Genomic DNA, 25,378 nt, shown 5'->3' on the forward strand with positions numbered 1-25,378 from the left:
TCTCTCGCTTTCTTTTCAGAGTCACAACATTGAGATGCATCACGGCGTCTCGATCGACCTTACAAATTTTTCTCCGTCTGTCACAAAGCAAAATCCTGTCTCGTCTTAGCGGCGGAGGAAGAAGCTTATGCGTTCTTATGTAGTCATCGGCGGCGGACTGGCGGGATTGACGGCGGCAAATGCGCTTGCTGTGGAAGGCCATCAGGTCACATTGATGGAGCAATCGAAGCATCTTGGCGGATGCGCTCAGACGCAGCAGCATTTTGGATACTCCATGAACCTGGGCCCGCATGCCCTCTATTGCGGCGGCGTGGCCTTTGAAACCTTCCGCACATGGCAGATTCCTTTCACCGGCAATTTTCCGCCGAGCGGGCCGCTGTCGTATTTTGTGCGGGAGGAAAAGCTTTATCCGCTCGTGCGAGACATCGGTGGATTAGCGATGACAAGGCTCTTCGGCGTACGTGAAAAACTGGAAGCAGGACGATTCCTCAGTCAACTGATGGCAGAGCAAGCTGACGATCCGCACCAGACCATGCACGATTGGCTGAAGCGGCGCATCTCGTCTCAGCACGTGTATGACTTTGCGGTTTCGGCCATACGCACCGCTACTTACGCAATCGATATGACTCGGCTGAATGCAACGGCAGCACTGCGGCAGGTCTGCCTCGCGTTGAAACATAAGGTTCTCTACCTGGATGGAGGATGGCAGACCATGGTCGAAGGCTTGCGCGCACGTGCGATTTCGCTTGGCGTTCAGATCCGCTGCGAACAGCTGGTTCGGCACGTGGATGAAATGGATGCCGACGGCATTGTGCTGGCCGTTGGACCGGCGAGCGTCGAGAAGTTGACCGGAATTACACTGCCGAAGAGAGACCCGCTATACATGGCAACGCTCGATCTTGGACTCGAAAAATTGCCGGAGAACGCAGCAAGAGTTGCCTTCGGATTGGACAAGCCGTTGTATTTCTCGGTGCATTCTGAATCTGCACGACTGGCTGCGGAGGGCAGTGCCATGATCCATGTAGCAAAGTATTTCGGCGACTCGAAGCCGGATGCGGCAGCGCTACGCGAAGAACTCGAGGACTTTGCCACACTCCTCATCCCTGAGTGGAGACGCTGCGCGCAGATCACCCGGTTTCTTCCTAACCTACTCGTTACGTCTATGGCGCCAACTTCTGAAGGACGCCCGGACGTTGATTTCCCGGATCTCGAAAATGTCGTCATCGCAGGAGACTGGGTTGGGCCAGAGGGGATGCTGGCTGATGCCGCTGTCGCCAGCGCACTGCGGGCCGCACAGGTGATACAAAAACGAGGGGTGCTGGTGGCATGAGTCAAAACCGAGAGACAGCGTTTCTCGAGTTCCGCCCGTTGCTCTTTTCGCTTGCCTATCGCATGCTTGGCACGCGTGCCGATGCGGAAGACGCTGTGCAGGAGGCCTATCTGCGCTGGCAACAGGCGGCAGACGATGAGATACGCTCACCCAGGGCGTATCTCACAACCATCGTCGCGCGACTTTCTCTCGACGCGCTCAAAGCCGCGCATCGGAAGCGCGAAGTTTATGTCGGGCCATGGTTGCCCGAGCCTATCGTTGAGCCTCTGGCAGACAACTTTGCCCACTCCTATGAAATGGCGCAGTCGCTCTCCATTGCATTTCTTCACTTGCTTGAATCGCTCACGCCCTCTGAGCGTGCAGCTTTTCTGCTACGCGAAATATTCGAGACGCCCTATCCGGAGATCAGCGCTGTGCTTGAAATGAGCGAAACAAACTGCCGCCAGCTTGTCACCCGCGCACGCAAAAGCATCCGCGATCGCCGCAGGCGTTTTGTTGTCGATCGCGATCGCCATCGGCAGATGCTCGAAGGTTTTCTCGCGGCCTGCGCCTCGGGCGATCCGTCGAAACTGGTGGCTACCCTCGAGCAGGATGCCGTCCTCTACTCAGACGGCGGCGGCAAAGTACGCGCGGCGCTTAATCCGATCTATGGAGCCGACCGCATCGGCCGCTTCTTCGCGGGAATCCTCCGGAAACATCCCACAGACCAGCGCTTTCTGCGCATAACAGAGGTCAATGGAGAGTTGGGCGCCTTGATCTACACCAACGGCCAGCTCTCCCACATCCTCACACTCCAGGCTGGCGAACAAGAGAAGATCCAAAATATCTTCCTGGTGGCCAATCCGGAAAAGCTGCCCGCATCCCTGCCTGTCTAAAGAATTTCGATCCGGCCGCACGCGTATCATAGTGGCAGACACGAATACGAATGCCAGACCGATCTTTCAGCTCAGGCGCAGCAGCATTTCTTTCTCGAGATTTTCGCCGCTATCAACTGGCGCGTACGCTCGTGATTATCGGAGCCGAGGCGCAGGCACTGGCAGTGGCGTGGCTGGTTTATCAGATCACTCACAGCGCGCTGTATCTCGGCTATACGGGACTTCTTCTCTTTCTACCCGGATTTTTCTTCATGCTCCCCGCCGGGCATGTGGCCGACCGCTTCGACCGGCGGCTGGTGATTCTGGTCTGCTACACATTGCAGGTCTTCTGCACCACCGCGCTGGTTCTTTTTGCGTGGCATGGACTGCGCACCGTCTGGCCAATCTATTCGATACTTTTTGTGGTGGGATGTGGGCGAGCATTCAGTGGACCTGCCAGCTCGGCGCTAATTCCGCACCTCGTACCGAAAGAACATTTTGTAAATGCGGTGACGTGGGGAGCGACGGCATTCCAGATCGCCAACGTTGCCGGCCCTTCGCTGGGAGGCATACTTTATACGCTGCCCTTGCGCGGGCGTCTGGCTGGAGCCGGCATCGTTTTTCTCTTCGCGCTTGTCACCCTGTTTATCTTTCTTTTTCTTGTCCTCTCATTGAAAGTCAGGCCCGGGCGCATGGAGCACCGTGCTGCCTCGGCAGATGTAATTCTGGCTGGTCTTCGCTACGTCTGGAATACGCAGATTCTACTCGGCTCTATCTCGCTGGACCTCTTCGCGGTCCTGCTGGGTGGTGCGGTGGCGCTGATGCCGATCTTTGCTCAGGATGTACTCCACACCGGACCACGTGGGCTGGGCCTGCTGCGCGCCGCACCTGCGATCGGTGCGCTGATCGTCTCGATGTGGTTGACCTGGCGGCCCATTCAGCGCCGTGCAGGAGCGCAGATGTTTGTTTGCGTGGGAATTTTCAGCGTGGCTACCATCTTGTTTGGACTTTCAAGAAATGTGCTGCTCTCGATGTTTGCGCTCCTGCTGGTGGGCGCATCGGATATGGTCAGCGTGGTGATCCGGTCGGCCATTCTGCAGTTGGCCACACCGCAGGAGATGCGAGGCCGTGTCAGCGCCGTGTATCAGCTCTTTGTGGGAGCGTCGAACGAACTGGGAGAATTTGAAAGCGGCGTCACTGCCTCCTGGTGGGGAGCGGTGCGGGCTGTGGTCATTGGCGGAATCGGCTCACTTATCGTCACAGGGGCGTGGAGCCTGATGTTCCCAAAATTGCGGCGCGCTGACCAGCTTACGCCAGAAGCGCTTCTGGAATTGGATCGCGCGCAATCTGCACAGCAAGTGCGCCAGTTGTAACGCCGCAGACGTTATTGCATCCAAGCAAAGAGTTCAGAGCAAGGGACCGAATCATATGAAACTATGGCAAAAAATCAGTGTGGCTACGCTCCTTGTCGCTGCCATTTTTGGCATCCGCGTTTATTTTGTGTGGAAAGAGCGCCATGAACCTGTTGTGGTAAAAAATCAGCGGCAGGATCGTCCGCTGACCGACGATGATGTAGTGCAGCCGCGCAAGCTTTATATCGATGATTTGAAATCGGCAAAGACATTAATCGGCAAGACGATCTGGATTCAGGCCGGCTATGAGCTGGACTATTACCCCTACTCGAGCCATAGCGTCGTCTTTGCCCATAAGGCAGGTGTGTTGCCGAGCATTCAGGCAATGGACATCAAAGACGTCGTTCTTGCGAAAGCGCCTGCGGGCCTTGTCAGCCGCGTGCCGCATGGAGACAAACAGGTTTACGCCGTGTTCACCATGCCGGGCGATGCGAAGCAGTATGCGACCGCCATCGGTTATGAGCAGGGTTCCGACTCGACATATTATTGTGACGACGTTTTCTACTACGATGATCCGCATCAGTTGTACAAGCATTGGCCCGCCGATGTGTGGCAGGCAGTCGATCAACATCAACCTAAGGCTGGCATGAACGAACTACAGACCGCCATGGCGCTGGGCGTGATGCAACAATCGGATTCGTCAAGCTATGGCGACCGCAGTGTGACCTACGATGCAGGCGGAAAGAAATGGTCGGTCAGCTTCCAGCACAACAAGGCTACGACGGTGCAGGCTGAATAAAATTTTTAGACGCAAAAGAACGACTTGTGAATCGAAAAACCATGGCTCTCGAATTTACAACCTCTTACGTAAAAGACACTTTGGCACTCTTTCGCCAGTTCAAACGTCTGGCGGAGGCGGCGTTGACACAAGCAAGCGAGGAGCAGTTGCTGGCGGCGATCGATCCTGAAAGCAATTCACTTGCGGTCATTGTGAAGCACATGGCCGGTAATATGCGTTCGCGCTGGACGGATTTTCTCACCAGCGATGGCGAAAAGCCGGACCGCAATCGTGACAGTGAATTCGAAGAGCCACCGGCAACACGCGAGGAGATCATGCGCCTTTGGGAAGACGGCTGGTCCCGGCTTTTTTCCGCACTGGAGTCGCTTACGGACGAAGATCTGCCGCGCACTATTACCATTCGAGGCGAAGCGCACTCGGTAATGCAGGCGATCAATCGGCAGGTGGCACATTATGCCTACCACTGCGGACAGATTGTTTTTCTCGCGAAGCACTTCAAGGGCAGCGACTGGAAGTGCCTGAGCGTGCCGCGCCGCCAATCGGAAGTCTTCAACCAGCGGGTTCGCGCAGGCGAGGCGAGCCAGCGATAACGCTTAGGCGCGAAGTCGCATTGTTGTTGTTTTCATACCAAAAATGCCGCGAATGAATTGAGCAAATGTGCCTGTCGCACTTCGCTGCGGAATAGATATCGGCGGCAGATTAGTCGCTGCGGACAGTTGTTTAACGCGGGTACGGAGCGCTTCCACTTCGAGGGCGCACTGCCGCAGGTACGCGGATACTGATACATCAGCTTCGGCTGCGCGTTCTTTGAAAAGAGCATGCTCGGCGGATGAAATCCGCAGGGAAAGTGCGGTGGTACGCGACTCCACTGCCAGTGGCCGTGCCACCGCAGGAACCATGGCAACAGTATCTGCGAGTACATGGCGAAAAACAGGCTTTGCGACAAGTTTTTCAGTTTGCTTGCCCGACTGCGCATCTCGACGCGTGTGACGCGGGGCCGCAGTACGCTTTGCTGGCTTGGCCAATTTTGCTTTAGGAGAGATCCTGGCTTTCTGCATTGAAGTCGCCGCTGCCTCCGCTTTTTTTGATGGAGCCACTTTCAGACTGGCGCGCCGCTGTTTTGGGCGAACGGCTTCTTCGTAAGTGAGTTCACGTATGCCATACGTTGGGGTAGCCGAAGGCTGTGCGCCGGCCCAGGCCCGGAAGCGGCCTGCGATGGCATTGATGTCTTCGAGGGGCGGTTGCGTGTTCATGCGCCGAGTGTATGACGCTTGAGTCATGGAAAGTAGGCCGGGAAAGAGGAATTCCTCCTGCCCGGCCCGATCTGGAACTCCAGCTTTCCATCAGTGCTGATTCGGGAATCAACCGGTATTTCGCAGTCCCGCTGAAATACCGTTGATGGTCCCCGCAATGGCGCGATTGATCTCATCCGTATCCTCGCCTGCACGTTTACGCCGCAGCAGATCGACCTGGATGAGGCTCATAGGATCGACATACGGATTGCGTAATCGTATGGAATGCGCCAGCATGCGATTGTTTTCGAGCAGCTCTTTCTGCGCGGTCACGGTGAGCACGGCATTGAGAGTGCGGTTGAACTCGGCTTCGATTTTTGAGAAGACGCGCTTGCGCATAGCCACATCCGGAACCAGCGCCGCATAGAGCGAGGCAATACCGAGATCCGTCTTCGCCAGAGCCATCTCCACGTTGCGGATCAAATCGATGAAGAGCGGAAACTCGACCATCATGTCGCGCAGGAGCTTTGCGCCCCCCGGCTTTTTGGAATACTGCTCGATGGCATAGCCTACGCCGAACCACGCCGGTACAAGCTGGCGGCTCTGCGTCCAACCGAAAACCCACGGAATGGCGCGAAGATCGGCGAAGCTGCGCTTGCCGCTGCGGCGCGAGGGGCGGGAGCCGATCTTCGCATGCTCAAGCTCTGCGACCGGCGTCGCTATTTCGAAATAGCTCAACACTTCAGGGTCATCGATAATCTGACCGCGGTAGAAGTGAAAAGCTGTTTCCGACAGCTCTTCGAGAGCGGCTTCCCATTCCGGCAGCAAGACACCGGATTGATGGCCATTCGGATCCTTTGCATTGGGCCGCGCCAGCGCGTCAAGCGAGGCAGCGATCATTAACTCCAAATTACGCTCGGCCAGTACGACATCGCCATATTTCCAGTTGAGCACCTCGCCCTGCTCCGTAACGCGAATCTGACCTTCAAAAGCGCCAACGGGTTGAGCGTAGATGGAACGGTGGGTGGGGCCGCCGCCTCGCCCGACGGTGCCGCCTCGCCCGTGGAAGAGACGCAGCTTTACGCCGCATTCACGGGCCACGTCATGCAGAGCGCGATGAGCGCGGAAGATCTCCCATGTACTGGTGAGCATGCCGCCGTCTTTATTCGAGTCGGAATATCCGAGCATGAGCTCCTGCGTGTTGTTCCACGAGGCAAGAAGCGTGCGGTATTCGGGCAAATTCCACAGCGTGCGGCAGACTTCTGGCGCGTTGCGCAAGTCTTCAATCGACTCGAAGAGCGGCACAGGCATCAGGCCGGGATCAGTGCCATTAGCGGCAGGTTCCACGCCACCAAGACGGGCCAGCCATAGAACTCCAAGCACGTCTTCCACACAGCTGGCGCCGCTAATGACGTATTGCCGGATCGCCTCCGGACTGCAGCCCGCCTTGACTTCAGCAATCGTGCGGAATGTCTCGATTACGTTCGCGCTTTCAGGGCTTAGACCCTGCGGTACGACCGTGGCATTACCTGCACACCATTCGGAGGATTCCTGCAACGCCTTCTTGTGAAGCTTGGCGTGCTGGCGAATGTCGAGCGTGTGGAGGTGCAGACCAAATGTGCGAACCAAAAGAATCAGCGGATCGATCAGAGTCTGCGCCAGCCGCAGCCCCTCGTTTTCCGCCAGGCTGCGGCGCAGAATTTTCAAGTCATCGATAAATTCCTGCGCGCTGCAGTATGCAGGCAGAGCAGTAAGCGCTGTTTCCAGGCTGTCAGCATCTGTCGCGGCTTCACCGGCTGTACGCAGCAGGCGAGCATGCACACAAACCATAAAGCGGCGATACAGTTCGAACTCAAAGCGCGCGCCGAAGATCTGCAGTGTGCCGGTGCGAAGCTCGGCCATATATCCGTGCAGACGCTTGCTGAGCTCTTCACTGATCGGCAACTGCTGCGCCGATGTTGTCAGCAGATCGATGATCAACTGTACCTGGAGCTGATAATGGGCGAGCAGGCGTGACCGGGCCGCGCGGATCGCTTCGCGGGTCACATCTGGCGTGACAAACGGATTGCCGTCGCGGTCGCCGCCGATCCATGAGCCGAAACCAAGCAGTAACGGCAGATCGGACATGTCGAGGCTTAGGCCGTACTCGCTGGCCAGCGCCGCGGAGACTTCTTCATAGAGCTTTGGCAGCGTGGCGAAGATGGAGACATCGTAGTAATCGAGTCCCATCTTGATTTCATCCCCGACAGTCGGGCGACGGCTGCGCACCTCATCGGTCTGCCATAGAGCCGTAATTTCCGCAACGAGTTGCTCCTGAAGTCGCAAAATCTCTTCGTCAGGCACAGGGATGCGGTCCAGATCCTCCAGGAACTCGCCAAGGCGCCGCCTCTTAAACAGGACGGAGCGACGCGCGATTTCGGTGGGATGCGCCGTAAACACAGGCACTATGAAGATGCGGCGAAGCCAATCGAGAGCTTCGGTCGTCGTGACGCCGACCCGCCGCATTTCGCGGAGGGTTCCTCGCAGCGAGCCGCGCTGATTCGACCCCTTGCCGCTGAGCTGCAGCGACAGGCGCCGGCGTTTGCGGTGGTTTGTTTCGGCAAGATTGATCAGCTCGAAATAAAACGCAAATGCGCGGCTCAGCGGATAAGCCTGCTCGACGGGCAATGTGCTAATGCCAAGCACCGTCTGCTGCAAAAGGTCTTCGGCCTCATTGATCTGGCCCGCAGCCTGCGCCTCTCGGCGGCGAATGGCGGATTGACGCAGCTCTTCAACTTTTTCGTAGAGAGAATCTCCAGCCTGCTCGCGCAGCACTTCTCCCAGCAGCATGCCCAGAGAGCGCACATCGCGCCGCAAGGGGGCCTCTTTTAAGTCGCCGGTGCGTGCCTCAAGTTCGGCCAGACGCTGCGACCAGCTTTCGGGTTTCCAAAGGAGGGGCATACTTTGATTATGCCGGAGTACTAGCCGTCCACGCACACGCGCTTCGCGCTTATAGCAAAATCATGAGCGTTTCGCCATTTTCACGTCCCTAGGGTTCTTCGCAATGCTCGAAATGGTTCTCTTAAATAGCCGAGCATTGCATTGTTAGCTGTTCACCTGCTGCTCTTCCAGCTGTAACATCAGCTCTTCCCATTCGGCCGTGAGCGCGTTCTGCTGTTCGCGCAGGGATGCGAGCAGCTGAGTTGACCGTTCCGTTTCTTCGGCGCTCACGAAAATGCCGAGCGACTCTTCTGTGGCTGCAATCGAAGCCTCGACCCGCGGAATTTCTTCCTCGACAAACGCAAGCCGCTCCTGCATCTGGCGGAGCCGAATGGGATTCAGGCGGCGAACTTTCTCTTTCTCGGCGGGGACGGGCAATACAGAGGCGACTTCTTCTACGACGACGATCGATGTAGGTATTGCCGCTAGGGGAGCCACTTCGCGGCCCTCTTTGCGCCACAGATAATCTTCATAATTGCCCGGATAAACATGGACGTGGCCGCTTTCTACCTCCAAAACACGGGTCGCCAGCCGATCGATGAAATAGCGGTCATGCGAAACGAAGATAACGGTGCCGGTAAATTTTTTCACCGCCTCCAGCAGTACATCTTTGGCGCGCAGATCGAGGTGGTTGGTTGGCTCGTCAAGAAGAAGAAAATTGGCCGGACTGACAAGAATCCGCGCCAGGGCATAGCGATTGCGCTCGCCGCCAGAGAGCACGCCAAGCGGCTTGAAGACATCATCACCGGAGAAGAGGAAGCACCCGAGCAAGCTGCGCAAATCGGTCTCCGGCACGCGTGGCGCGATGCGGCCGATATCGTCGAGCATCCGCGACGAAGCATCCAGAACCTTGTACTGATCCTGAGCGAAATAATCTGGCAGCACGTTGTGTCCTAACCGCAAGACGCCTGACGTCGCCGCTTCCTGCCCGGAGAGCATGCGGATGAGCGTAGATTTACCCGCGCCATTTGCACCGACGAGTGCAATGCGATCGCCGCGATCGATGGTAAAGCTGACATCGTTTAATACTCGCTTTTCGCCGTAGCTCTTGCTCAGACCGGTAACTTCCACCACGGTGCGGCCCGATGGAGGCGGTTGCGGAAAGGTGAAGTGTATCGCCTGCTCTTCCTGCGGAATCTCGATGCGCTCAATCTTCTCGAGCTCCTTGATGCGGCTCTGCACCTGCTTTGCCTTCGTCGCCTGATAACGGAATCGGCTGATGAAAGCTTCCAGATGCTCTATCCGCTCACGCTGGTTCTTATAGGCTGCTTCGAGCTGTATCCGGCGTTCCTGCTTCTGCTGCAGGTACTTTTCATAGTTGCCGGAGTACACGTGCAGGCCCTTATTCCATATCTCGATGATCTTGTTGACCGTCACATCGAGAAAGTAGCGGTCGTGCGAGATGAGGATAAAGCCGTTCGGATAGCTGCGCAGATACTCCTCGAGCCAATTGCGGGTTTCAAGATCGAGGTGGTTTGTGGGCTCGTCGAGCAGGAGCAGATTCGGCTTCTGCAGCAGGAGCTTGGCGAGCGCGATGCGCATCTGCCAGCCTCCGGAAAACTCCTTCGTATCCTTCGACCAGTCTTCTTTGCCGAAGCCAAGCCCGCCCAGCACTGAGCCTACTTGCGCGTCGAGCGCATAGCCATCATGCGCATGGAATCTCGCACCCAGATTGGAATAACGTTCGGCCACTGCAGCGTAGGCGCTGGTGTCGGGATCAAGCTCCGCCAGAGATGCAGCCAGGCCTTCCAACTCCTGCTCGATGCTGCGCAGCTCGTCGAAGACCGACAGGCACTCTTCAAATACTGTGCGTCCGGAGAGCGAGAGCCCGTCCTGCGGCAGATAACCGATGCTCATGCCGCGCGTGCGCTGCAAGCTGCCGTAATCGAGCGTATCGAGACCAGCAAGCGCCTTCAACAGGGTCGATTTGCCCGTCCCGTTGGCGCCGACCAGAGCCGTGCGCTCGTTCGAGGTAATGAGCCAGTTGGCATCTTCAAAAAGGAGTTTCGGGCCGAATCGTTTACCGGCGCCGGCGAGTTGCAGCATACATCTATTTTAGCTGGCGTTGCGCGCGGGTTTCTTCGGCATATGCCGCGATCTGCGTAGCGCCTCCCAATCGCGCTCCGTCTGATCGGCGTAGGCCTCGGCAAATTTCACGATCGCTTCAGCAAAGCGCCTGCCGTTACCGATATATCCAGCCAGTATGCACGGGTCTCCGGAGCGCGAATGTCCGCGCGCCAGTAATTCGCCGCACATTTCCGCGTATTCCAACAGTCCGGTACCTCTCAGGTCATCCATCTCGATACTGGCCTTATGGTCGTTCAACTGTCGCACCAGATATTGTCGATGACCGATGGTGGTCCATCCCAGAAACAGATCGGACAGGAACTGCATGGCTCGCTGGCCTTCGGCCACACGCTGACCCTGGTGATGCGGCCCATGATACTCAAGGTATTTCGCATAAGCCGATGCGGGTTCTTCCTTAATCTGAAGAAAGAGCGGGTCGCCTCGGCCATTACCTTCCAGATAAACGAGATAATCGCGCAGGCCCACCGACCCGGTTCCCACCACTTTGAATCCCACATCCACGGCTTGATATTGCACAAAGAAATGCTGGCGTTCGGGCAACAGGTCTTTTTTATATTCCCGGAGCGACGTGAGTACCGCTTGCACCTGCGACGAAGAAAGCCTCGCCAGTAGCGGCTTGCTTTCCTTGAAGATGCGCCTGCCGGTTTCCTGGCCGCGCTTCATCTCCGGAATCGTCAGTTGTTCGAGCGTGTGGATGGGAGTCGATCGCTCGGCTTTAAGCAGTGCTGTCGAAACCGGGTTGATACGCTGCAGACGATGTATCTGGTAACGCGCCATCTCCAACACTGGCATGTGCGAAAACATTTCGACATACTTTCGATAGCGGGCAATCAACGCATGTACCGCTTCTTCGCACTGAGCGTTCCTGATGCCGATCTCACGACCTGCCAGCACCAGGCTGGTGGCAAGTCGCTTCAGATCCCACTCGAACGGTCCGCGGATAGTCTCGTCAAAATCATTGATGTCGAAGACAAGTCGGCCATCGGGAGCCGCATAGGCTCCAAGATTGCGTACATGCGCATCACCGCAAATTTGGTTCACGATGCCGGTATGCGGCAGGAGCGATAAATCCGAAGCCATGATAGGCACGGCGCCGCGAAAGAAACCGAAGGGCGACACGACCATGCGCTCGTACTTTAGTGCAACCAGCGAAGACACACGCCCACGCATCGACTCTTCGAGGAGAGCGATGGGATCATGCCGCCTCTCCTGTGAGCACCACTGACAGTGATCCTGCCGCCGCAGCTGTTTGCGGCGCGACTGGCCAATCGCCCGCCGCTCCTGCGATTTCGATAATTTGTTCAGTATCTCGGCCATCTATCTCTTTCGAGGGCGGCACGCTACTGCGCCTGCTGAATTCGCCCTTCAATCTCCACGCGTGTCTCTTCAGATAACATAGGCATCGCACCTTTCTGCGACGCAACCCAGGATCCCCAACGGTTTCCAGCTTCGTTCAACAGCGCCAGAGAAGCTTTTCTTAGATAGGCATGAACCAGCGCAGCGGTAAACGCATCTCCAGCGCCGACGGTATCCGCTACCTTCGTTTGAATTCCATGGTGGCGGTGATGAGCCTCTCGCGTGACCAGCAGACTGCCCTGTGAACCCATGGTGATGCAGATGAGCTGCGGAGGAAATTTATCGAGCAGCAGCCGTGCACATCTTAACAGTGATTCTTCATCCGATCCGGCATTCTGCGTGAGGCCAAGCAACGACATGACGATCGGCATTTCTATCTCGTTCAGTTTAACGATCGTAGCCAGTTGAAGAGAGTCTTCCAGTAATTTTGCGTGATAGAAGGGGGTGCGCAGGTTCACGTCGAAAATCCGCACGCACTGGCCGGAAGTTCCCTGCAGAAAAGAACGAATCGCTGTGCGAGAAACCTCGTGTCGCTGCGCAAGCGTTCCGAAGCAAACAGCATCGGCACGGCGTGATAAGTCCGCCCACGCCGGGGAGTAGTCGAGAAAATCCCACGCTACCGGCTCATGTATCACATACTCTGGCTGCCCATCCTTCAGCGTGACTGAGACGCTTCCCGTAGCATGCTCATCGTCCTGTTGGAGAAATTTGTTATCAGCAGGAAAGGATGCGAGCACCGCGCGCGCTTCGTCTCCCAAGGCGTCACGCCCGATGCGGCTCGCAATCACACCATGGTTTCCGAGGCGTGCTGACATCACCGCGAAATTAGCAGGTGCTCCGCCGAGCTGCTTTCCACCTGGCAGCAGATCCCACAGCAGCTCTCCCAGGCCAACGATCAGCTTCGCGTCCTGGTTCACTGTTTGCTTCCTGTGTCGGCCAGCAGCTGCTGCATCTCCAGATAGGCCGCATTGGTCCAACCGAAACCTATTTCGTTCGTCTTATAGCCTGTAGCGACATCGAGCTGCGAGGAGCCATGTACGACGTCGTACTTCTCGCGGATGGTGTGATCACGATCAAAGTTACTCTTGATGGTCGCGCTGAATTTTTCCGATAGCCGCCTTGCATCCTCCACGTCGCCGACTTTCTGCATGCCGGCAATGGCGATCCATGATGGAGGAGCCCAGCCGTAAGGAAGATCCCACTGTGTACCGGAGTCATAGGTACTCATCGCCATCCCACCTGGCTGCTCGAACCAGTGGAGTGCATTTTTCAACCCCGTGATCTGTTGGTCATCGGCAACGCCAGCCCACAGCGGAAAGAAAGTCGTGATGTAACGATATGTCGATTGCCGATGCTCCATATAGTCGTAATCGAAATACATTCCTTCACTCGCATTCCACAAATATTTGTTGATCGCAGCTTTGCGCGCTTCCGCCTGCTCATTCCACTGCTTTGCCTCGGATGGCTTGCCCAGTTTGTCGGCCATCCACGCCAAATCGAGCTCATATTTATAGAGCAGGCTGTTCAGGCAGATAGGCGCGTTGTGATGCGTTGACCCGCTGAACGGACCAAAGCGGAAACTTGGGTCGTAACCGGACTCGCGCATCGCGCGATCTCCGCGATAATAATCGGCGGAGAGCCAGTGCCCGTCGAGATGTGCTCTCGCGCATACGGTGGAGATGCTCACATCACAGCTTGTCTTGGCCAGCTTCGCTTCTTCGGCTGCATCGGGCTTGTCGGGGCCATCTACCAGATAGTCAGTGTGCATATCTGGATGCGCCAGCAGCCAACGAATGACATCCGGATAATATGTGCTGTCGTCTTCCTGCTCGGGTACGGGACCTTCGCCAAGGTCGAAATATCTTGCGAGGCCGGTATCTCCGGCACGATGAAAATCACTCAGCCACAAATCGTGATCGTGCGTGGCAAAACCATATCCTTTTGCCAGCCACGCTTCGGCTTGCTTATTGTCTCCCTTATTTGCAGAAAGTTGCGCCTCATACACATCGCGAATCATCGAAGAGAGAAATGGAGGCTGCGAGCGTGTCAGGTAATATGTGCGGTTGGCGTTCAAAATGCTGCCGTAATGCTCAATCTCGAAAAAGAAGTTCTCCACCATGCCGCGCGCCAGATCAACGCGTCCGTCGCGAAGCAGTCCCAGCAGAATAAAGTAACTGTCCCAGCCGTACATTTCGTTGAAACGGCCACCGGGTACGACATATTTATTGGGAAGATAAAGAAGGCCCGGAGTTTTGATGGAACGCGGGTCGATATCGCCGATATGTGTAATGCGACGCGGAAGCCGCTCCACATCGACCTTGCATTGCGATTGCAATGCCTTCACCTGTGCCGGTTCCGCAATCTCCTGCGGGAGATAGAGAACTGGCGCTGTTTTGAGTTTTGGGTCAATCAATGAGTTGCAGTCGATCATTGATCTTGCCAAGGTGTCCCATGCACGGTGTATATATTGGTCGATGTTTGCGGCGGCAGGTGCCGACGGTGGCTTCACGCCGGTGGTTACCTGCGCAGGCAAAACAGTCTGGCAAATTGCCAGGATCGCGGTCGTAACAAAGCCATGTTTCATTACTGAACAAATGCGATTTGAACCAACGCACCGACGAGAATATGCCTCTAATCCCATAACACACCCGTACTTATTTCTTGAAAGGCTCTAACGTGCAAGATCAAGATCGTCTGCAAGCCGCCAGTCCTGAGCCAACAAACAAGAAGAATAGCCGCTTAAAGCGTATCTTGCTATGGACAGGCTGCATTTTTTTAGTCCTTGTCATTGCCGGACTCATCGCTGTGGAGATTATGTTGCGCCGTGCAGAACCGATTCTGCGTGCACGAGTCATTGATGCTCTGAGCCACCGTTTCGATAGCAGGGTCGAGCTTGATCATTTTCATGTTCATTTTCTGGCCGGCTTTCAGGTCTCGGGCTCCGGCCTCAAGTTGTTTCCGAATGATCTCGATATGGACAAGCCGCTCTTCGCGGTCGACGAATTTTCCTTCCGCACTACCTGGCAAGGCCTGTTGCGCGCGCCAATGTATGTCGATAGGGTCAATCTGAAGGGCATGCATATTCAGATGCCGTCGAAAGACCAGCGCCAGAACATTCCTAAGCTGAATGGAAGCGCCGGTGACGGTAAAAACAAGATATTCGTCGGCCAGATAGAGGTGGATGGGGCATCTCTCGTGCTCGCCACCAATAAGCCGGGCAAAGTGCCGATGAACTTCGAAATCAGCCATATAACGCTACAGTCCGTGGGCGCGGGGCAACCGATGAAGTTTCACGCCATACTCACCAATCCCAAGCCTATCGGCAATATTGATTCAACCGGCTATTTTGGTCCGTTTGATGCACACCATCCTGGCGATTCACCGGTGCGCGGGGATTATCGTTTCAGCCATGCTGATCTCAATACCATCAAAGGCATCGGCGGCATGTTATCTTCTATAGGAAAATACGACGGGACTCTCAATCACATTGTGGTCGACGGTGAAACTGACACCCCCAACTTCAGCCTCGACTCCGCGAATCATCCCATGCCGCTGCATACAAAATTTCATGCCATCGTCGATGGCACAAATGGTGACACCCACCTTCAATCGGTAAACGCCCAGCTCCTACATTCGCACATCATTGCAGTTGGAGATTTTGTGCGCATACCCCAGGGTGGCCACAATCTCACCCTCGATGTCACCGTAGGTCCAGCTCGAATCGAAGATATGTTGCGGCTGGCTGTCAAGACCGTTCCGCCCATCATGGACGGAGACCTGAAGCTCAAGACGAAATTCTTTCTCCCTCCCGGCAAGATTTCCGTCTCGCAGAAGCTGCACCTCAAAGGGACATTCGAGGTCACTAACGCCACTTTCACCAACGACAAAGTGCAGGAAAAGGTGGACGAACTGAGCCTGCGCAGCCAGAACAGAGCAAAGGAAGCAAAGAATATCGACAAGCAGAATCCCGATGCGATCGCATCTCAGATGCGCGGCGAATTTCAGCTGGCGGATAGCAAGTTGACATTCAATAGCCTTCAGTACAACGTTCCTGGTGCTGATATTGCTCTCAATGGCGTCTACAGCCTCGATGGAAATCAGTTTGACTTTCACGGCAACGCCAGGCTGAAAGCAAAGGTTTCGCAGCTCATGACGGGATGGAAATCCGTGTTGTTAAAGCCGGCCGATCCGTTTTTCTCGAAGGACGGCGCCGGCACGGAAGTGCCCATCCAGATCACCGGAACGCGCTCGGCGCCGAAGTTTGGGTTAGACTTCCACCACAAGGACAAGGATAACCACGGCGGCGATAACTCTTCCGACAAAAACAAGCACTAGTCCGTCCTGCAAGCCTGCCGCGGGATGTGTTAGTTTCTGTGACGTGATCATCAGCATCGCGTCGGAGCCAATAGAATGCGATGCATCGTACTTCCTGGAGGGACACGATGAAACGCGCTTCGATCAAACATCTCTGCGCAGGCATGGCGCTTGCCATCAGCAGCTGCCTGTGGGCTCAGACAGCTGCAACCCAACCGGCCGCAGCTTCTTCGGCGCAGCCATGGTGGAAAGGCGCGGTGCTCTATGAGATCTATCCGCGCAGCTTTCAGGATTCAAACGACGACGGCATCGGCGATTTGAATGGCATTACACGGCGTCTCGATTACCTGAAGACTCTCGGCGTCGACGCCATCTGGCTCTCTCCGATCTACCCGTCCCCCCAAGTCGACTTCGGCTACGACATCTCGAACTACGAAGCGATCGACCCCCAATACGGTACGCTGAAAGATTTCGATCACCTTGTCGCCGAGGCGAAAAAGCGCAACATTCGTATCATCATGGATCTCGTGCTCAACCACACTTCCGACAAGCATCCATGGTTCATTGAATCGCGCAGCTCGAAGACAAATCCAAAGCGCGACTGGTATGTGTGGCGTGACGGCAAAGGCGCGGGCCAGCCTCCAAACGACTGGCAATCCGACTTCGGCCATTCGGCATGGCAGTTCGACCCGAAAACAAACCAGTATTACTACCACAAGTTCTACATCCAGCAGCCCGACTTGAACTGGAATAACCCTGCGGTACGCAAGGCCATGTATGACGTGGAGCGCTTCTGGATTAACCGTGGCGTCGCCGGCTTTCGTCTCGATGCCATCACCACGCTCTTTGAAGATCCGCAGTGGCGTGACGACGTTGCCGTAAAAGACGAGAACGGCAAGACCAAAATCAACGAATACGGCGATACGCAACTGGACGACGCCATGACGAACAACCTGCCGGAAGTACATGACGTATTACGCCAGCTGCGGCAGGTTGCCGACAGTTACAAAGGTCGCGACGTTGTCCTGATCGGTGAGACGTATCTGAACAGCATCAACGATCTGAAGAAAATGTATGGCGCGAACGACGACGAACTGCAGCTTCCCATGGATATGCAGATCGGTTTCATCAACAAGCTCGATGTAAGTCTCTTCCGCAAGCGCATTGACGAAGTGCAGAACGATGTCAACGGCGATGAGCCGATGATCGTCTTCGACAACCACGACAACCCGCGCTGGGACCGCTATGGCGACGGCACGCATAATCAGGATATTGGCCGTGTGATTGCGACGATCCTGTTTGCCACCCGCGGCACCGCGCTCTTCTATTACGGCGATGAGATCGGTATGGTCACCACACCTCCTACTCGCAAAGAAGATGTGAAAGATCCTGTTGGCTTAACCGGATGGCCCAAAAACAAGGGCCGCGACGGTGAGCGCACTCCTATGCAATGGGATGATGGCCCAAACGCCGGGTTCACCGCTGCTAACGTGACGCCGTGGCTGCCAATTCCGCCGAGCTACAAAACGGTGAACGTAAAGAATCAGGTGATGGATTTCGATTCAATGTTGAACTGGTACAAGCAGCTCATCGAATTCCGCCGCTCCACGCCTGCATTACGAGATGGCAAGAATGTCATGCTGAACACCAGCGACAACAATGTGCTCTCATGGCTACGTGTCGCGCCGGGACAACCGGCGGTGGTAATCGCCTGCAACTTTACCGCGCAACCGCAGAAGGTCAGCTTCGATCTGTCATCGCAGGGCATTACCGGCAAGCAGGCAAAGACATTGATGAAGACTCCGGGATCGAGCGATCCTTCGTCTCTCGACAACGTTCAACTGCCGCCCTTCGGTGTCTACATGGGACAAGTGCAGTAAAACTTGAATCATCATAAAAGCCTGCGTTTCCGCGCAGGCTTTTCTTTCACCTCATATGCAGCCAGGAAGGCATCTGCCACGTACGGAGCCAGGTCAGCAGGTAGTTTCCCCCCAAACCGGCTTATGAACACATGCCGATAAAGCATCGGACCGATCAGCAGTGCAATACCGACCTCAGGATCGAGGGACTCGGCCAGCCTTCCCTGAGCGATGCCGCGTTTCATCATCTCGCGCAGCTGCGCCCGAGGCCGCTCTAACACGCGTGATCGCCACTGCTCTCCAAACGCACGATTGCGCGCGGAATAAGCGATCATGTGCGGCATGATCCGCTCTTTCATTTCTTTGCGATGGGCGGCAGGCTGGTAGTTGAGTTGCGCAATCAGGTCTGCGCGCAGGTCGCCTGAATCAAAGACCGGAGGCTCTTCATCGACTCCGTGCAAGTAACCAAGTACTTCAAGACAGAGCTTATCTTTGTCGCGCCAGTGGTTGTAGATGGTCGCCTTGCTGACACCCGCCGCTTCGGCGATGGCGTCCATGCTTGTCGCTTCAATGCCGCGCTCGGCAAAGAGATGGAGCGCGGCCTCGAGTATGTTTCGGTGTACGGTAGCGCTTCTCGTTCGTGCCATTGCTCAGATTTGAATCTTCGAAAAGAAGTATGCGCCGAGACTCAGAAATGCGGCCGCGATGAATGCCATTACAGCAACGTCCAAAGCGAAGTTAAAGTGCCACACCCCAGTCAAGGATCCGCGCAGCCCGTCGATTCCATAGGTCAATGGATCGAGGCGTGTAATCACTGTCAGCACTGATGGCAGATGCGAGAGTGGATACAGCGCACCCGACAAAAAGAACATCGGCATCACCATAAAGTTCATTACGATGGGGAAGCCCTGCATGTCTTTAATGACCGATCCGAACGCGGTTCCAAGCGCGGCAAAGGTAATGGCCACCATCGCCATGAATACGAATGCCTGCGGCAACGCTGTGGCCCAGTTATGCGGACGCAGCCCGGCAATCAGGCAGATGATGAAGACCAGTACGCCCTGAAATGTAGCGACCGTCGCCGACCCCAGCGTGCGCCCCAGCATGATCTGCATGCGGGACACAGGAGCTACCAGCGTTTCCTTGAGAAACCCGAACTGCCTGTCCCAAAGGATGGAAATGCCGGAAAAAATGCACATGAAAAGAATTGACATGCCCACAACGCCGGGCGCAATGAACTGTACATAGCTGCCGTTGCCTGCGCGTTCGAAAACCGGTCCAAGTCCGAAGCCCAGCGCCAGCAGATAGAGCAGCGGCTGACCCAGCGAAGCGATGATCTGCACACGAGAGCGCGTATAACGCTTCAGCTCGCGCAGCCAGAGAATATAAATCGCGCTCATCCTCTACCTCCTCCACATCCGCGCCATCTGGCGCATGCCTTCCGCGGTGCTCGCGCTCTCATCGCGCAGAGACTCGCCAGTAAGCGCTAGAAACGCCTCTTCGAGCGACTCCGTGTTGGTGCTCGCCTTCAGCTCGGCCGAGGTTCCCTGCGCAATCAGTTGCCCGTGATCGACGATGGCGATGCGATGCGCCACGCGATCGGCTTCATCCATGTAGTGCGTCGTCAAAAAGACCGTCGTCTTCTCCGTCTCGTTAAGCCGCTTCACGTGCGACCACAGCTGATTGCGGCTCTGCGGATCGAGCCCCAGCGTTGGCTCGTCAAGAAACAGAATCTTAGGCGTATGCAGAAAGCCGCGCGCAATCTCCAGTCGGCGCTTCATGCCGCCGGAAAACTCTTTCACATAGCTGTCTCTGCGATCCCAAAGCTCGAAAAGTTTAAGCAATGACTCGATGCGCTCGGTGCGCACCTTGCGCGGCACATGATACAGAACGCCGTGCAGCTCCATGTTTTCGTAAGCGGTTTGCTCGCCATCGAGGCTCGGGTCCTGAAAGACGATCCCGAAGCGCTGCCGTGCTTCTTTCTGCTGGAGCATGGGATTCAGCCCGTCCAGTTCAACCGTTCCGCTGGTCGGCTTCAGCAGGGTGGTCAGCATTTTGATGGTCGTGGTCTTACCCGCCCCATTCGGCCCAAGAAAAGCGAATATCTCCCCCTGCTTTACATCAAACGAAATACCCTTCACGGCGGTGAAGTCGCCAAACGTCTTAACCAGGTTGTCGACACGGATCATAGAAGTCCTTCCTGCATATCCAATACTGTACGGTACAGTTTAGTATTGTCAAGAAGGACTTCGTGATATCGACGCCAATTTGACGGAAATTCAACGCGCGAAGGCGTATTCTGAGCGCAGAAACGCTATTACTGAGGCATGAACAATGGCAGCGACTACGACAGCCGAATCAACCTTCCACGCAGCCGGAAGCTCCAGCCGTATTCCGTGGTATCTCTGGTGCGCTGCCCTCTCTGTCACTTCGGTCACCATCGGCGCCCACTGGGATGTCTCATGGCACCGCTCGATCGGCCGCGACACTTTCTGGACGCCCGCGCACCTGGCCATCTATGCCTGCGGTGTTCTCGCCGGAATCTGTTGCGGCTACCTGATCCTGAATACCACCTTCCGTCGCGTGCCGGAACTTCTCGCTTCATCGGTGAGCGTCTTCGGCTTCCGCGCACCCTTAGGTGCGTTTCTTGCGGCATGGGGCGGAATCGCAATGCTCACCTCCGCGCCTTTCGACAACTGGTGGCATAGCGCCTACGGTCTCGACGTAAAGATCGTGAGTCCGCCGCACACGTTGCTGATGCTCGGCATCTTTGCCGTCGAAGTCGGCTCATTCTTCCTGATCGCCGCAGCCATGAACCGCGCCGACAGCGCGCTCTTCAAGAAGCTCCAGTGGCTTCTTGTCTACCTCGGCGGATTGATGCTCGTGCTCACCATGTTCTTCCGCATGCAATACACGTGGGACATCAGGCTGCACTCTTCGGCCGCCTACATCGTCGTTGCGCTCGGCGTGCCAACTTACTTTGCCATGTTGTGGGAGTGCTCCCGCCATCGCTGGGCCGCGACATTGTCAGCGGCCTTCTACAGTCTTTTTATCATTGGACTGATACTCATCCTGCCGCTCTTTCCCGCTGAGCCCAAGCTGGGGCCAGTCTATGAGCCGGTCCATCAATTCATTCCTCCGCTCTTCCCGCTGCTGCTTATCGTTCCGGCGTTCTTCATGGACCTGTTGCTCGATAAAACCCAGACATGGAAGTCTTGGATGGTTTCGCTTATCGCAGGACCGGTCTTCGTGCTCTCGTTCGTAGCCGCAGAGTGGCCTTTTGCCAGCTTCCTGATGACTGCAGCGGCAAAAAACCGCTTCTTCGGCACAGGCTATCTCGACTACGGCACGCCATCCTGGTCACATGTGGCCCTTCGGCAGTTCGTCGATGTCGATCACGGCTTCGCCCTGTGGAAAGGTCTTCTCCTCGCGATGGTGTACGCCGCACTCAGCACGTGGCTCGGACTCGCGCTCGGCAAATGGATGCGAAAGGTACAACGTTGATGCAGCGTTTCAAATCGCCATACTTGTTCGGAATTTTTCTTGCCTTGTTTTGTACTTTGCCCGTGAGCGCGCATGTCGGCAGCCCCGACGTATATGCCCAGGGCGATGCCGGCCCCTACAAACTCTTTGTCGTTATACGTCCGCCGCTCGTCATTCCCGGTGTTGCTGAAATCGAGGTGCGGTCCAGCACACCTGGCGTCGATAAAATCACAATCACACCCATGCTGCTGACGGGCGAGGCCTCGAAGCATCCGCCCGTTCCCGATACGATGACCCGACCCTCGGGCGATGCCCAGTTCTTCACCGGTCATCTCTGGATCATGGCAACCGGCTCCTGGCAGGTACGCTTTTCAGCTGATGGCAGCCAGGGTCCGGGTGTGCTGTCCATTCCGGTCCCGGCTACCTCGATTGCCACCCGCAAGATGAAGCATGGCATGGGCCTCATGCTGGCCGCACTCGGCGTCATTCTTGTTCTTGGCATGGTAGGCATTGTCGGCGCAGCAGCGCGCGATGCCCAGCTCAAACCGGGCGAAAAAGCGCCGCCTCAAAACCGCCGCCGCGCTTATGTAGCGATGACAGTTACACTAGCGATTCTCGTGCTTGGCGTGATTCTCGGCGGTAAGTGGTGGAATGCTGAAGCAGCAGATTACGCCTCGAACATCTACAAGCCGCTGCAGATGACGGCAACCCTGCAACCGAATGATGTTCTCGATCTAAAAATGACCGATCCCGGTTGGCTCAGCGCTCGTAAGCTCGATGACTTCGTTCCCGACCACAACCACTTGATGCACCTTTACGCCATACGCTGGCCAGCCATGGACGTGGTGTATCATCTGCATCCCGATCAGGCAGAAACAGGTGACTTTCGGCTAACGCTCCCATCCATGCCGGCAGGCGATTACCACCTCTACGCTGATGTTGTCCATGCCAACGGCTTTCCCGAGACCCTCGTCACCTCGATCAAAGTGCCGTTCATCCAGGGGCGCGCTCTCGCCGGAGACGACGCCGAAGGAACCGCCACTTCGCTCAAATGGAATGGCAGCGGAACGGAACTCAGCCCAAGCTATAAGCTGCCCGACGGCTACACCATGACATGGAAGCGTCCTGTAACCTTCACCGCGAAGGCACCAGAGGACTTTACCTTTACCCTGCTCGATGCGCAGAACCAACCCCCTAAAGACATGCAGCTTTACATGGGAATGGTAGGCCACGCCGCGTTTGTAAAGACTGATGGCACCGTCTTCGCCCATATTCATCCGTCAGGATCGGTTTCAATGGCGGCGCTTATGATGGCGCAGTCGCAGAACGGAAGTTCCGCAAACAATTCGGGAGACATGAAAGACATGCCAGGAATGGACATGAGCGGGAGCTCGGAATCCATCCCCAACACGGTGAGCTTTCCCTATGGATTTCCCACACCCGGCAACTACCGTATCTTCGTCCAGATGAAGCACGGCAGCACAGTCGAAACCGCAACCTTTGATGCCCAGGTGCAGTAAGCCTGATTACAGAGCAGGCTTATCCCAGTCTGCGAGCACAATCTCTGCCAGCGCCTTGCGCTGCCGCGGAGCTTCCTCATTGGTGCGCATCTGGTCGTGCAGCGTCGCCGGATCGCCGAAGTAACCGAGCGCCGTCACGGCTCCCACCTCGTAATCCGCGGGAACATTGAATGCCTTGCGTGCCTTGCCGTGATCGAAGCCGGCCATGGAATGCGCATGCAGCCCTAATGCTGTGGCCTCAAGCGCGAGAGAGATCGTCGCAGCGCCGGTATCGTGCAGCGCATGGTAATTCGGGTTTCCGTTCTGCAGGAACTTGTTGCTCGCCACAGTCAGGATCAGTACCGGCGCGCTCTTCGCCCAACCCTGGTTGAACTCAACCAGCGAGTCAAAGATCTTCTGGTAAGTTGCATCGCCACGCAGTCCGACGAAAAACCGCCACGGCTGCTCGTTGTAAGAGGACGGTGCCCAGCGCGCGGCTTCAAAGACCTTCTTCAGATCATCGGTGGAAACGTCTTTATCAGCAAAGGCGCGAGGACTCCAGCGGCGCAGGAAAACATCTTCCACTCCGGGTACTGCAGGTGCGTGTTTCAGTTTTTCGACTTCTTCGGGTGTATGCGGCACGGTAAAACTCCTTCCAAGGAATATTCTCCTCCTTTTAGATTCCGCATGGCTCGCGAAGGCTTCCATGCATCGTGAAAATCCGATTTCTTTCGCTGTATCATGGGCTTTCTCAGGAGATTCTGCCGTGAAGATCAAATATCTGGCTCTGTGTCTGCTCGCTCTTACCTTCCTCAAAGGCTTTGCCCAGACGCAAAACAATCTTTCTCCCAAATGGGAAGAACTTACCGGTCCTGATTTCATCACCGCCATCCACAACGCACAGGGAGTCTGCCTGCTGCCCTTCGGCATCATCGAAAAACACGGCCCGCATCTGCCGCTGGGAACAGATCTCATCAACGTCCGCTATGTCACCGAGCATGCTGCCGCGCAGGAATATGCGGTCATCTTTCCGCCTTACTATTTTGGACAGATTGCCGAGGCGAAACACGAGCCCGGCACCCTTTCCTACAGCATGCATATGCAACTCGAGCTTCTGCAGGAAACCACGAATGAAATGGCGCGCAACGGCTGCAAAAAGATCCTGATCGTCAACGGTCACGGCGGCAATGAGGACCTGCTGCCCTACTTCGCGCAATCGCAGCTGCAGGCGCCGCATGATTATGTCGTCTACATTTATCGCTGGCACGCACGCTATCCCGGCCGCCCCGCCGAACATTCCACGGTCGATATGCACGCAGGAGAATCGGAAACTGCGCACACCATGGTCTCCCGTCCCGACCTCGTACATCAGGATCGCGCTTCTCAGGAATCGGGCGCCGATCAGGCGCGCCTGCATCTCCCCGATGATGTCTACACCGGCATCTGGTGGTACGCACGCTTTCCAAACCACTATTCAGGAGACGGAAGCGTAGCCACGCAGGAACTCGGCCAGGCCGACATGAAAGCCTACGTGAGCGATCTCGCGGGAGCGATCCGCTCCATTAAAGCCGACCAGACCAGCCTGACATTACAGAACGAGTTTTTCGAGAAATCTCAGCACCCGCTCGATCCGAAGCAATAGCTATTCCCAATGCCCGTTCAGCGAGAGGCTGGCCGTGCCCGGCGTCTCTCCAATGGATGTGTCATTGCCCACAAAATAGCTATGCATGATCAGCGTCACCGTCGTGCCTCCCTGCACACCCAGGTGCACTGGCTGCGAAAGCACATAGTGCGGATAGCGCGTGGATGAGCCGACACGAGCGGCGGCAAATCCCGTCATCTGCTCATAGCGGCCCACAGCTGTATCCAGGTACCACTCCGCATCTGTCGGCAATGGAGCATCGTAATCGGCCTCGGCAAAGAGATGATCGATCACAAAAGTCCGTCCGGGCGGAATATGGATACACAAATAGCCCCGGCTCGCCGGCTGAGGAAACGTATCGAACTGTTGAAACTGCTCATAACCGTTTACGTTGCTCTCCGGAGTAAAGCATGACTGCGTCTGGTCTGTCGGAATTTCAAGCTGAGGATCGTTCGAGGGCGAGTTTGGATACCGCGAATGACGCGGGCGGTGCATCTGCGCCATAAGCAGCAGCGGACAAAGCAGAATGCCGGACAAGAGGATCGAAATCCGAACAGAGCGCATAGAGCAAGAGACCTCGCTAGTGAAATC

General features: G+C 56.1%; 21 protein-coding genes. 10 read left to right on the top strand and 11 right to left on the bottom strand.

Features of this window, described 5'->3' with window-relative positions; all coding sequences use genetic code 11:
- The first annotated feature begins 127 nt into the window (after positions 1 to 127).
- The 5 genes from GSQ86_RS14945 to GSQ86_RS14965 all read left to right on the top strand — a co-directional run bounded on the left by GSQ86_RS14945 (position 128) and on the right by GSQ86_RS14965 (position 4,925).
- Complete coding sequence (locus tag GSQ86_RS14945; protein WP_158750752.1) at positions 128 to 1,330, top strand: FAD-dependent oxidoreductase; 1,203 nt, start codon at positions 128 to 130, stop codon at positions 1,328 to 1,330.
- Positions 1,327 to 2,205: an RNA polymerase sigma-70 factor gene (locus GSQ86_RS14950; RefSeq protein ID WP_158750753.1), complete on the top strand. Its 879-nt coding sequence runs from the start codon at positions 1,327 to 1,329 to the stop codon at positions 2,203 to 2,205. Before GSQ86_RS14945 ends, GSQ86_RS14950 begins: the two co-directional genes overlap by 4 nt.
- 50 nt (positions 2,206 to 2,255) lie before the next feature.
- Positions 2,256 to 3,557: an MFS transporter gene (locus GSQ86_RS14955; RefSeq protein ID WP_158750754.1), complete on the top strand. Its 1,302-nt coding sequence runs from the start codon at positions 2,256 to 2,258 to the stop codon at positions 3,555 to 3,557.
- Positions 3,558 to 3,636: 79 nt separating this feature from the next.
- The gene (locus GSQ86_RS14960; protein WP_158750755.1) at positions 3,637 to 4,335 is read left to right on the top strand and encodes a hypothetical protein; all 699 of its coding nucleotides are present in this window, start codon (positions 3,637 to 3,639) and stop codon (positions 4,333 to 4,335) included.
- A 26-nt stretch (positions 4,336 to 4,361) separates the two neighbouring features.
- The gene (locus tag GSQ86_RS14965; protein WP_254062408.1) at positions 4,362 to 4,925 is read left to right on the top strand and encodes a DUF1572 domain-containing protein; all 564 of its coding nucleotides are present in this window, start codon (positions 4,362 to 4,364) and stop codon (positions 4,923 to 4,925) included.
- 3 nt (positions 4,926 to 4,928) lie between these two features.
- On the opposite strand, the gene GSQ86_RS14970 is transcribed toward GSQ86_RS14965, so the two are convergent.
- The 6 genes from GSQ86_RS14970 to GSQ86_RS14995 form a co-directional block, all read right to left on the bottom strand.
- Positions 4,929 to 5,588, bottom strand: coding sequence for a hypothetical protein (locus GSQ86_RS14970; protein WP_158750756.1), 660 nt, complete (start codon positions 5,586 to 5,588; stop codon positions 4,929 to 4,931).
- 108 nt (positions 5,589 to 5,696) lie between these two features.
- Positions 5,697 to 8,507, bottom strand: a complete 2,811-nt coding sequence (locus GSQ86_RS14975; protein ID WP_158750757.1) for a phosphoenolpyruvate carboxylase — start codon at positions 8,505 to 8,507, stop codon at positions 5,697 to 5,699.
- A gap of 144 nt (positions 8,508 to 8,651) precedes the next feature.
- On the bottom strand, positions 8,652 to 10,592 hold the full coding sequence (abc-f, locus tag GSQ86_RS14980) for a ribosomal protection-like ABC-F family protein (protein WP_158750758.1): 1,941 nt from the start codon (positions 10,590 to 10,592) through the stop codon (positions 8,652 to 8,654).
- A gap of 9 nt (positions 10,593 to 10,601) precedes the next feature.
- Positions 10,602 to 11,951, bottom strand: a complete 1,350-nt coding sequence (locus tag GSQ86_RS14985) for a DUF2252 domain-containing protein (RefSeq protein ID WP_174239980.1) — start codon at positions 11,949 to 11,951, stop codon at positions 10,602 to 10,604.
- Positions 11,952 to 11,974: 23 nt separating this feature from the next.
- Positions 11,975 to 12,907, bottom strand: coding sequence for a carbohydrate kinase (locus tag GSQ86_RS14990; RefSeq protein ID WP_254062409.1), 933 nt, complete (start codon positions 12,905 to 12,907; stop codon positions 11,975 to 11,977).
- Positions 12,904 to 14,574: a trehalase family glycosidase gene (locus tag GSQ86_RS14995; protein ID WP_158750759.1), complete on the bottom strand. Its 1,671-nt coding sequence runs from the start codon at positions 14,572 to 14,574 to the stop codon at positions 12,904 to 12,906. Before GSQ86_RS14995 ends, GSQ86_RS14990 begins: the two co-directional genes overlap by 4 nt.
- Positions 14,575 to 14,804: 230 nt before the next feature.
- Between GSQ86_RS14995 and GSQ86_RS15000 the strand changes: the two genes are divergently transcribed.
- Together GSQ86_RS15000 and GSQ86_RS15005 are read left to right on the top strand one after the other, a co-directional pair.
- Complete coding sequence (locus GSQ86_RS15000) at positions 14,805 to 16,325, top strand: hypothetical protein (RefSeq protein WP_254062410.1); 1,521 nt, start codon at positions 14,805 to 14,807, stop codon at positions 16,323 to 16,325.
- 107 nt (positions 16,326 to 16,432) lie between these two features.
- Entirely contained in the window at positions 16,433 to 18,184 is a 1,752-nt protein-coding gene (locus GSQ86_RS15005) for an alpha-glucosidase (RefSeq protein ID WP_254062411.1), read from the top strand.
- Positions 18,185 to 18,195: 11 nt separating this feature from the next.
- Here the strand turns inward: GSQ86_RS15005 and GSQ86_RS15010 are convergent, their stop codons facing one another.
- From GSQ86_RS15010 to GSQ86_RS15020, 3 genes are read right to left on the bottom strand one after another with little or no spacing between them, the layout of a single operon-like run.
- Positions 18,196 to 18,810 carry a TetR/AcrR family transcriptional regulator gene (locus GSQ86_RS15010; RefSeq protein ID WP_158750761.1) on the bottom strand — a complete coding sequence of 205 codons (615 nt, stop codon included), beginning with the start codon at positions 18,808 to 18,810 and terminating at the stop codon, positions 18,196 to 18,198.
- Positions 18,811 to 18,813: 3 nt separating this feature from the next.
- A complete protein-coding gene (locus GSQ86_RS15015; protein ID WP_158750762.1) occupies positions 18,814 to 19,563 on the bottom strand; it encodes an ABC transporter permease in 750 nt (249 codons plus the stop codon).
- Positions 19,564 to 19,566: 3 nt separating this feature from the next.
- Positions 19,567 to 20,352 (bottom strand): ABC transporter ATP-binding protein, encoded by a 786-nt coding sequence (locus GSQ86_RS15020; RefSeq protein WP_158750763.1) that lies wholly within the window; start codon positions 20,350 to 20,352, stop codon positions 19,567 to 19,569.
- A 145-nt stretch (positions 20,353 to 20,497) separates the two neighbouring features.
- Between GSQ86_RS15020 and GSQ86_RS15025 the strand changes: the two genes are divergently transcribed.
- Positions 20,498 to 21,667: a hypothetical protein gene (locus GSQ86_RS15025; RefSeq protein ID WP_254062412.1), complete on the top strand. Its 1,170-nt coding sequence runs from the start codon at positions 20,498 to 20,500 to the stop codon at positions 21,665 to 21,667.
- 44 nt (positions 21,668 to 21,711) lie between these two features.
- Positions 21,712 to 23,166 (top strand): hypothetical protein, encoded by a 1,455-nt coding sequence (locus GSQ86_RS15030; RefSeq protein ID WP_254062413.1) that lies wholly within the window; start codon positions 21,712 to 21,714, stop codon positions 23,164 to 23,166.
- A 6-nt stretch (positions 23,167 to 23,172) separates the two neighbouring features.
- Here the strand turns inward: GSQ86_RS15030 and GSQ86_RS15035 are convergent, their stop codons facing one another.
- Positions 23,173 to 23,787, bottom strand: a complete 615-nt coding sequence (locus GSQ86_RS15035) for a nitroreductase family protein (RefSeq protein WP_254062414.1) — start codon at positions 23,785 to 23,787, stop codon at positions 23,173 to 23,175.
- Between the two features lie 124 nt (positions 23,788 to 23,911).
- On the opposite strand from GSQ86_RS15035, the gene GSQ86_RS15040 reads away from it, so the two are divergent.
- On the top strand, positions 23,912 to 24,787 hold the full coding sequence (locus tag GSQ86_RS15040) for a creatininase family protein (RefSeq protein ID WP_254062415.1): 876 nt from the start codon (positions 23,912 to 23,914) through the stop codon (positions 24,785 to 24,787).
- Here the strand turns inward: GSQ86_RS15040 and GSQ86_RS15045 are convergent, their stop codons facing one another.
- Positions 24,788 to 25,351, bottom strand: a complete 564-nt coding sequence (locus tag GSQ86_RS15045; RefSeq protein WP_158750767.1) for a hypothetical protein — start codon at positions 25,349 to 25,351, stop codon at positions 24,788 to 24,790. It abuts the gene before it with no gap.
- Positions 25,352 to 25,378 lie beyond the last annotated feature (27 nt).

It is taken from the genome of Acidobacterium sp. S8 (genome assembly GCF_009765985.1).
Taxonomy (GTDB): domain Bacteria; phylum Acidobacteriota; class Terriglobia; order Terriglobales; family Acidobacteriaceae; genus Alloacidobacterium.

What these genes read in the sequence shown, in the direction of transcription:
- GSQ86_RS14945 (WP_158750752.1), top strand. Translation starts at nt 128, where the DNA reads ATGCGTTCTTATGTAGTCATCGGCGGCGGACTGGCGGGATTGACGGCG.
- GSQ86_RS14950 (WP_158750753.1), top strand. Translation starts at nt 1,327, where the DNA reads ATGAGTCAAAACCGAGAGACAGCGTTTCTCGAGTTCCGCCCGTTGCTC.
- GSQ86_RS14955 (WP_158750754.1), top strand. Translation starts at nt 2,256, where the DNA reads ATGCCAGACCGATCTTTCAGCTCAGGCGCAGCAGCATTTCTTTCTCGA.
- GSQ86_RS14970 (WP_158750756.1), bottom strand. Translation starts at nt 5,588, where the DNA reads ATGAACACGCAACCGCCCCTCGAAGACATCAATGCCATCGCAGGCCGC.
- GSQ86_RS14975 (WP_158750757.1), bottom strand. Translation starts at nt 8,507, where the DNA reads ATGCCCCTCCTTTGGAAACCCGAAAGCTGGTCGCAGCGTCTGGCCGAA.
- abc-f (WP_158750758.1), bottom strand. Translation starts at nt 10,592, where the DNA reads ATGCTGCAACTCGCCGGCGCCGGTAAACGATTCGGCCCGAAACTCCTT.
- GSQ86_RS14985 (WP_174239980.1), bottom strand. Translation starts at nt 11,951, where the DNA reads ATGGCCGAGATACTGAACAAATTATCGAAATCGCAGGAGCGGCGGGCG.
- GSQ86_RS14995 (WP_158750759.1), bottom strand. Translation starts at nt 14,574, where the DNA reads ATGAAACATGGCTTTGTTACGACCGCGATCCTGGCAATTTGCCAGACT.
- GSQ86_RS15000 (WP_254062410.1), top strand. Translation starts at nt 14,805, where the DNA reads ATGTTGCGCCGTGCAGAACCGATTCTGCGTGCACGAGTCATTGATGCT.
- GSQ86_RS15005 (WP_254062411.1), top strand. Translation starts at nt 16,433, where the DNA reads ATGAAACGCGCTTCGATCAAACATCTCTGCGCAGGCATGGCGCTTGCC.
- GSQ86_RS15010 (WP_158750761.1), bottom strand. Translation starts at nt 18,810, where the DNA reads ATGGCACGAACGAGAAGCGCTACCGTACACCGAAACATACTCGAGGCC.
- GSQ86_RS15015 (WP_158750762.1), bottom strand. Translation starts at nt 19,563, where the DNA reads ATGAGCGCGATTTATATTCTCTGGCTGCGCGAGCTGAAGCGTTATACG.
- GSQ86_RS15020 (WP_158750763.1), bottom strand. Translation starts at nt 20,352, where the DNA reads ATGATCCGTGTCGACAACCTGGTTAAGACGTTTGGCGACTTCACCGCC.
- GSQ86_RS15025 (WP_254062412.1), top strand. Translation starts at nt 20,498, where the DNA reads ATGGCAGCGACTACGACAGCCGAATCAACCTTCCACGCAGCCGGAAGC.
- GSQ86_RS15045 (WP_158750767.1), bottom strand. Translation starts at nt 25,351, where the DNA reads ATGCGCTCTGTTCGGATTTCGATCCTCTTGTCCGGCATTCTGCTTTGT.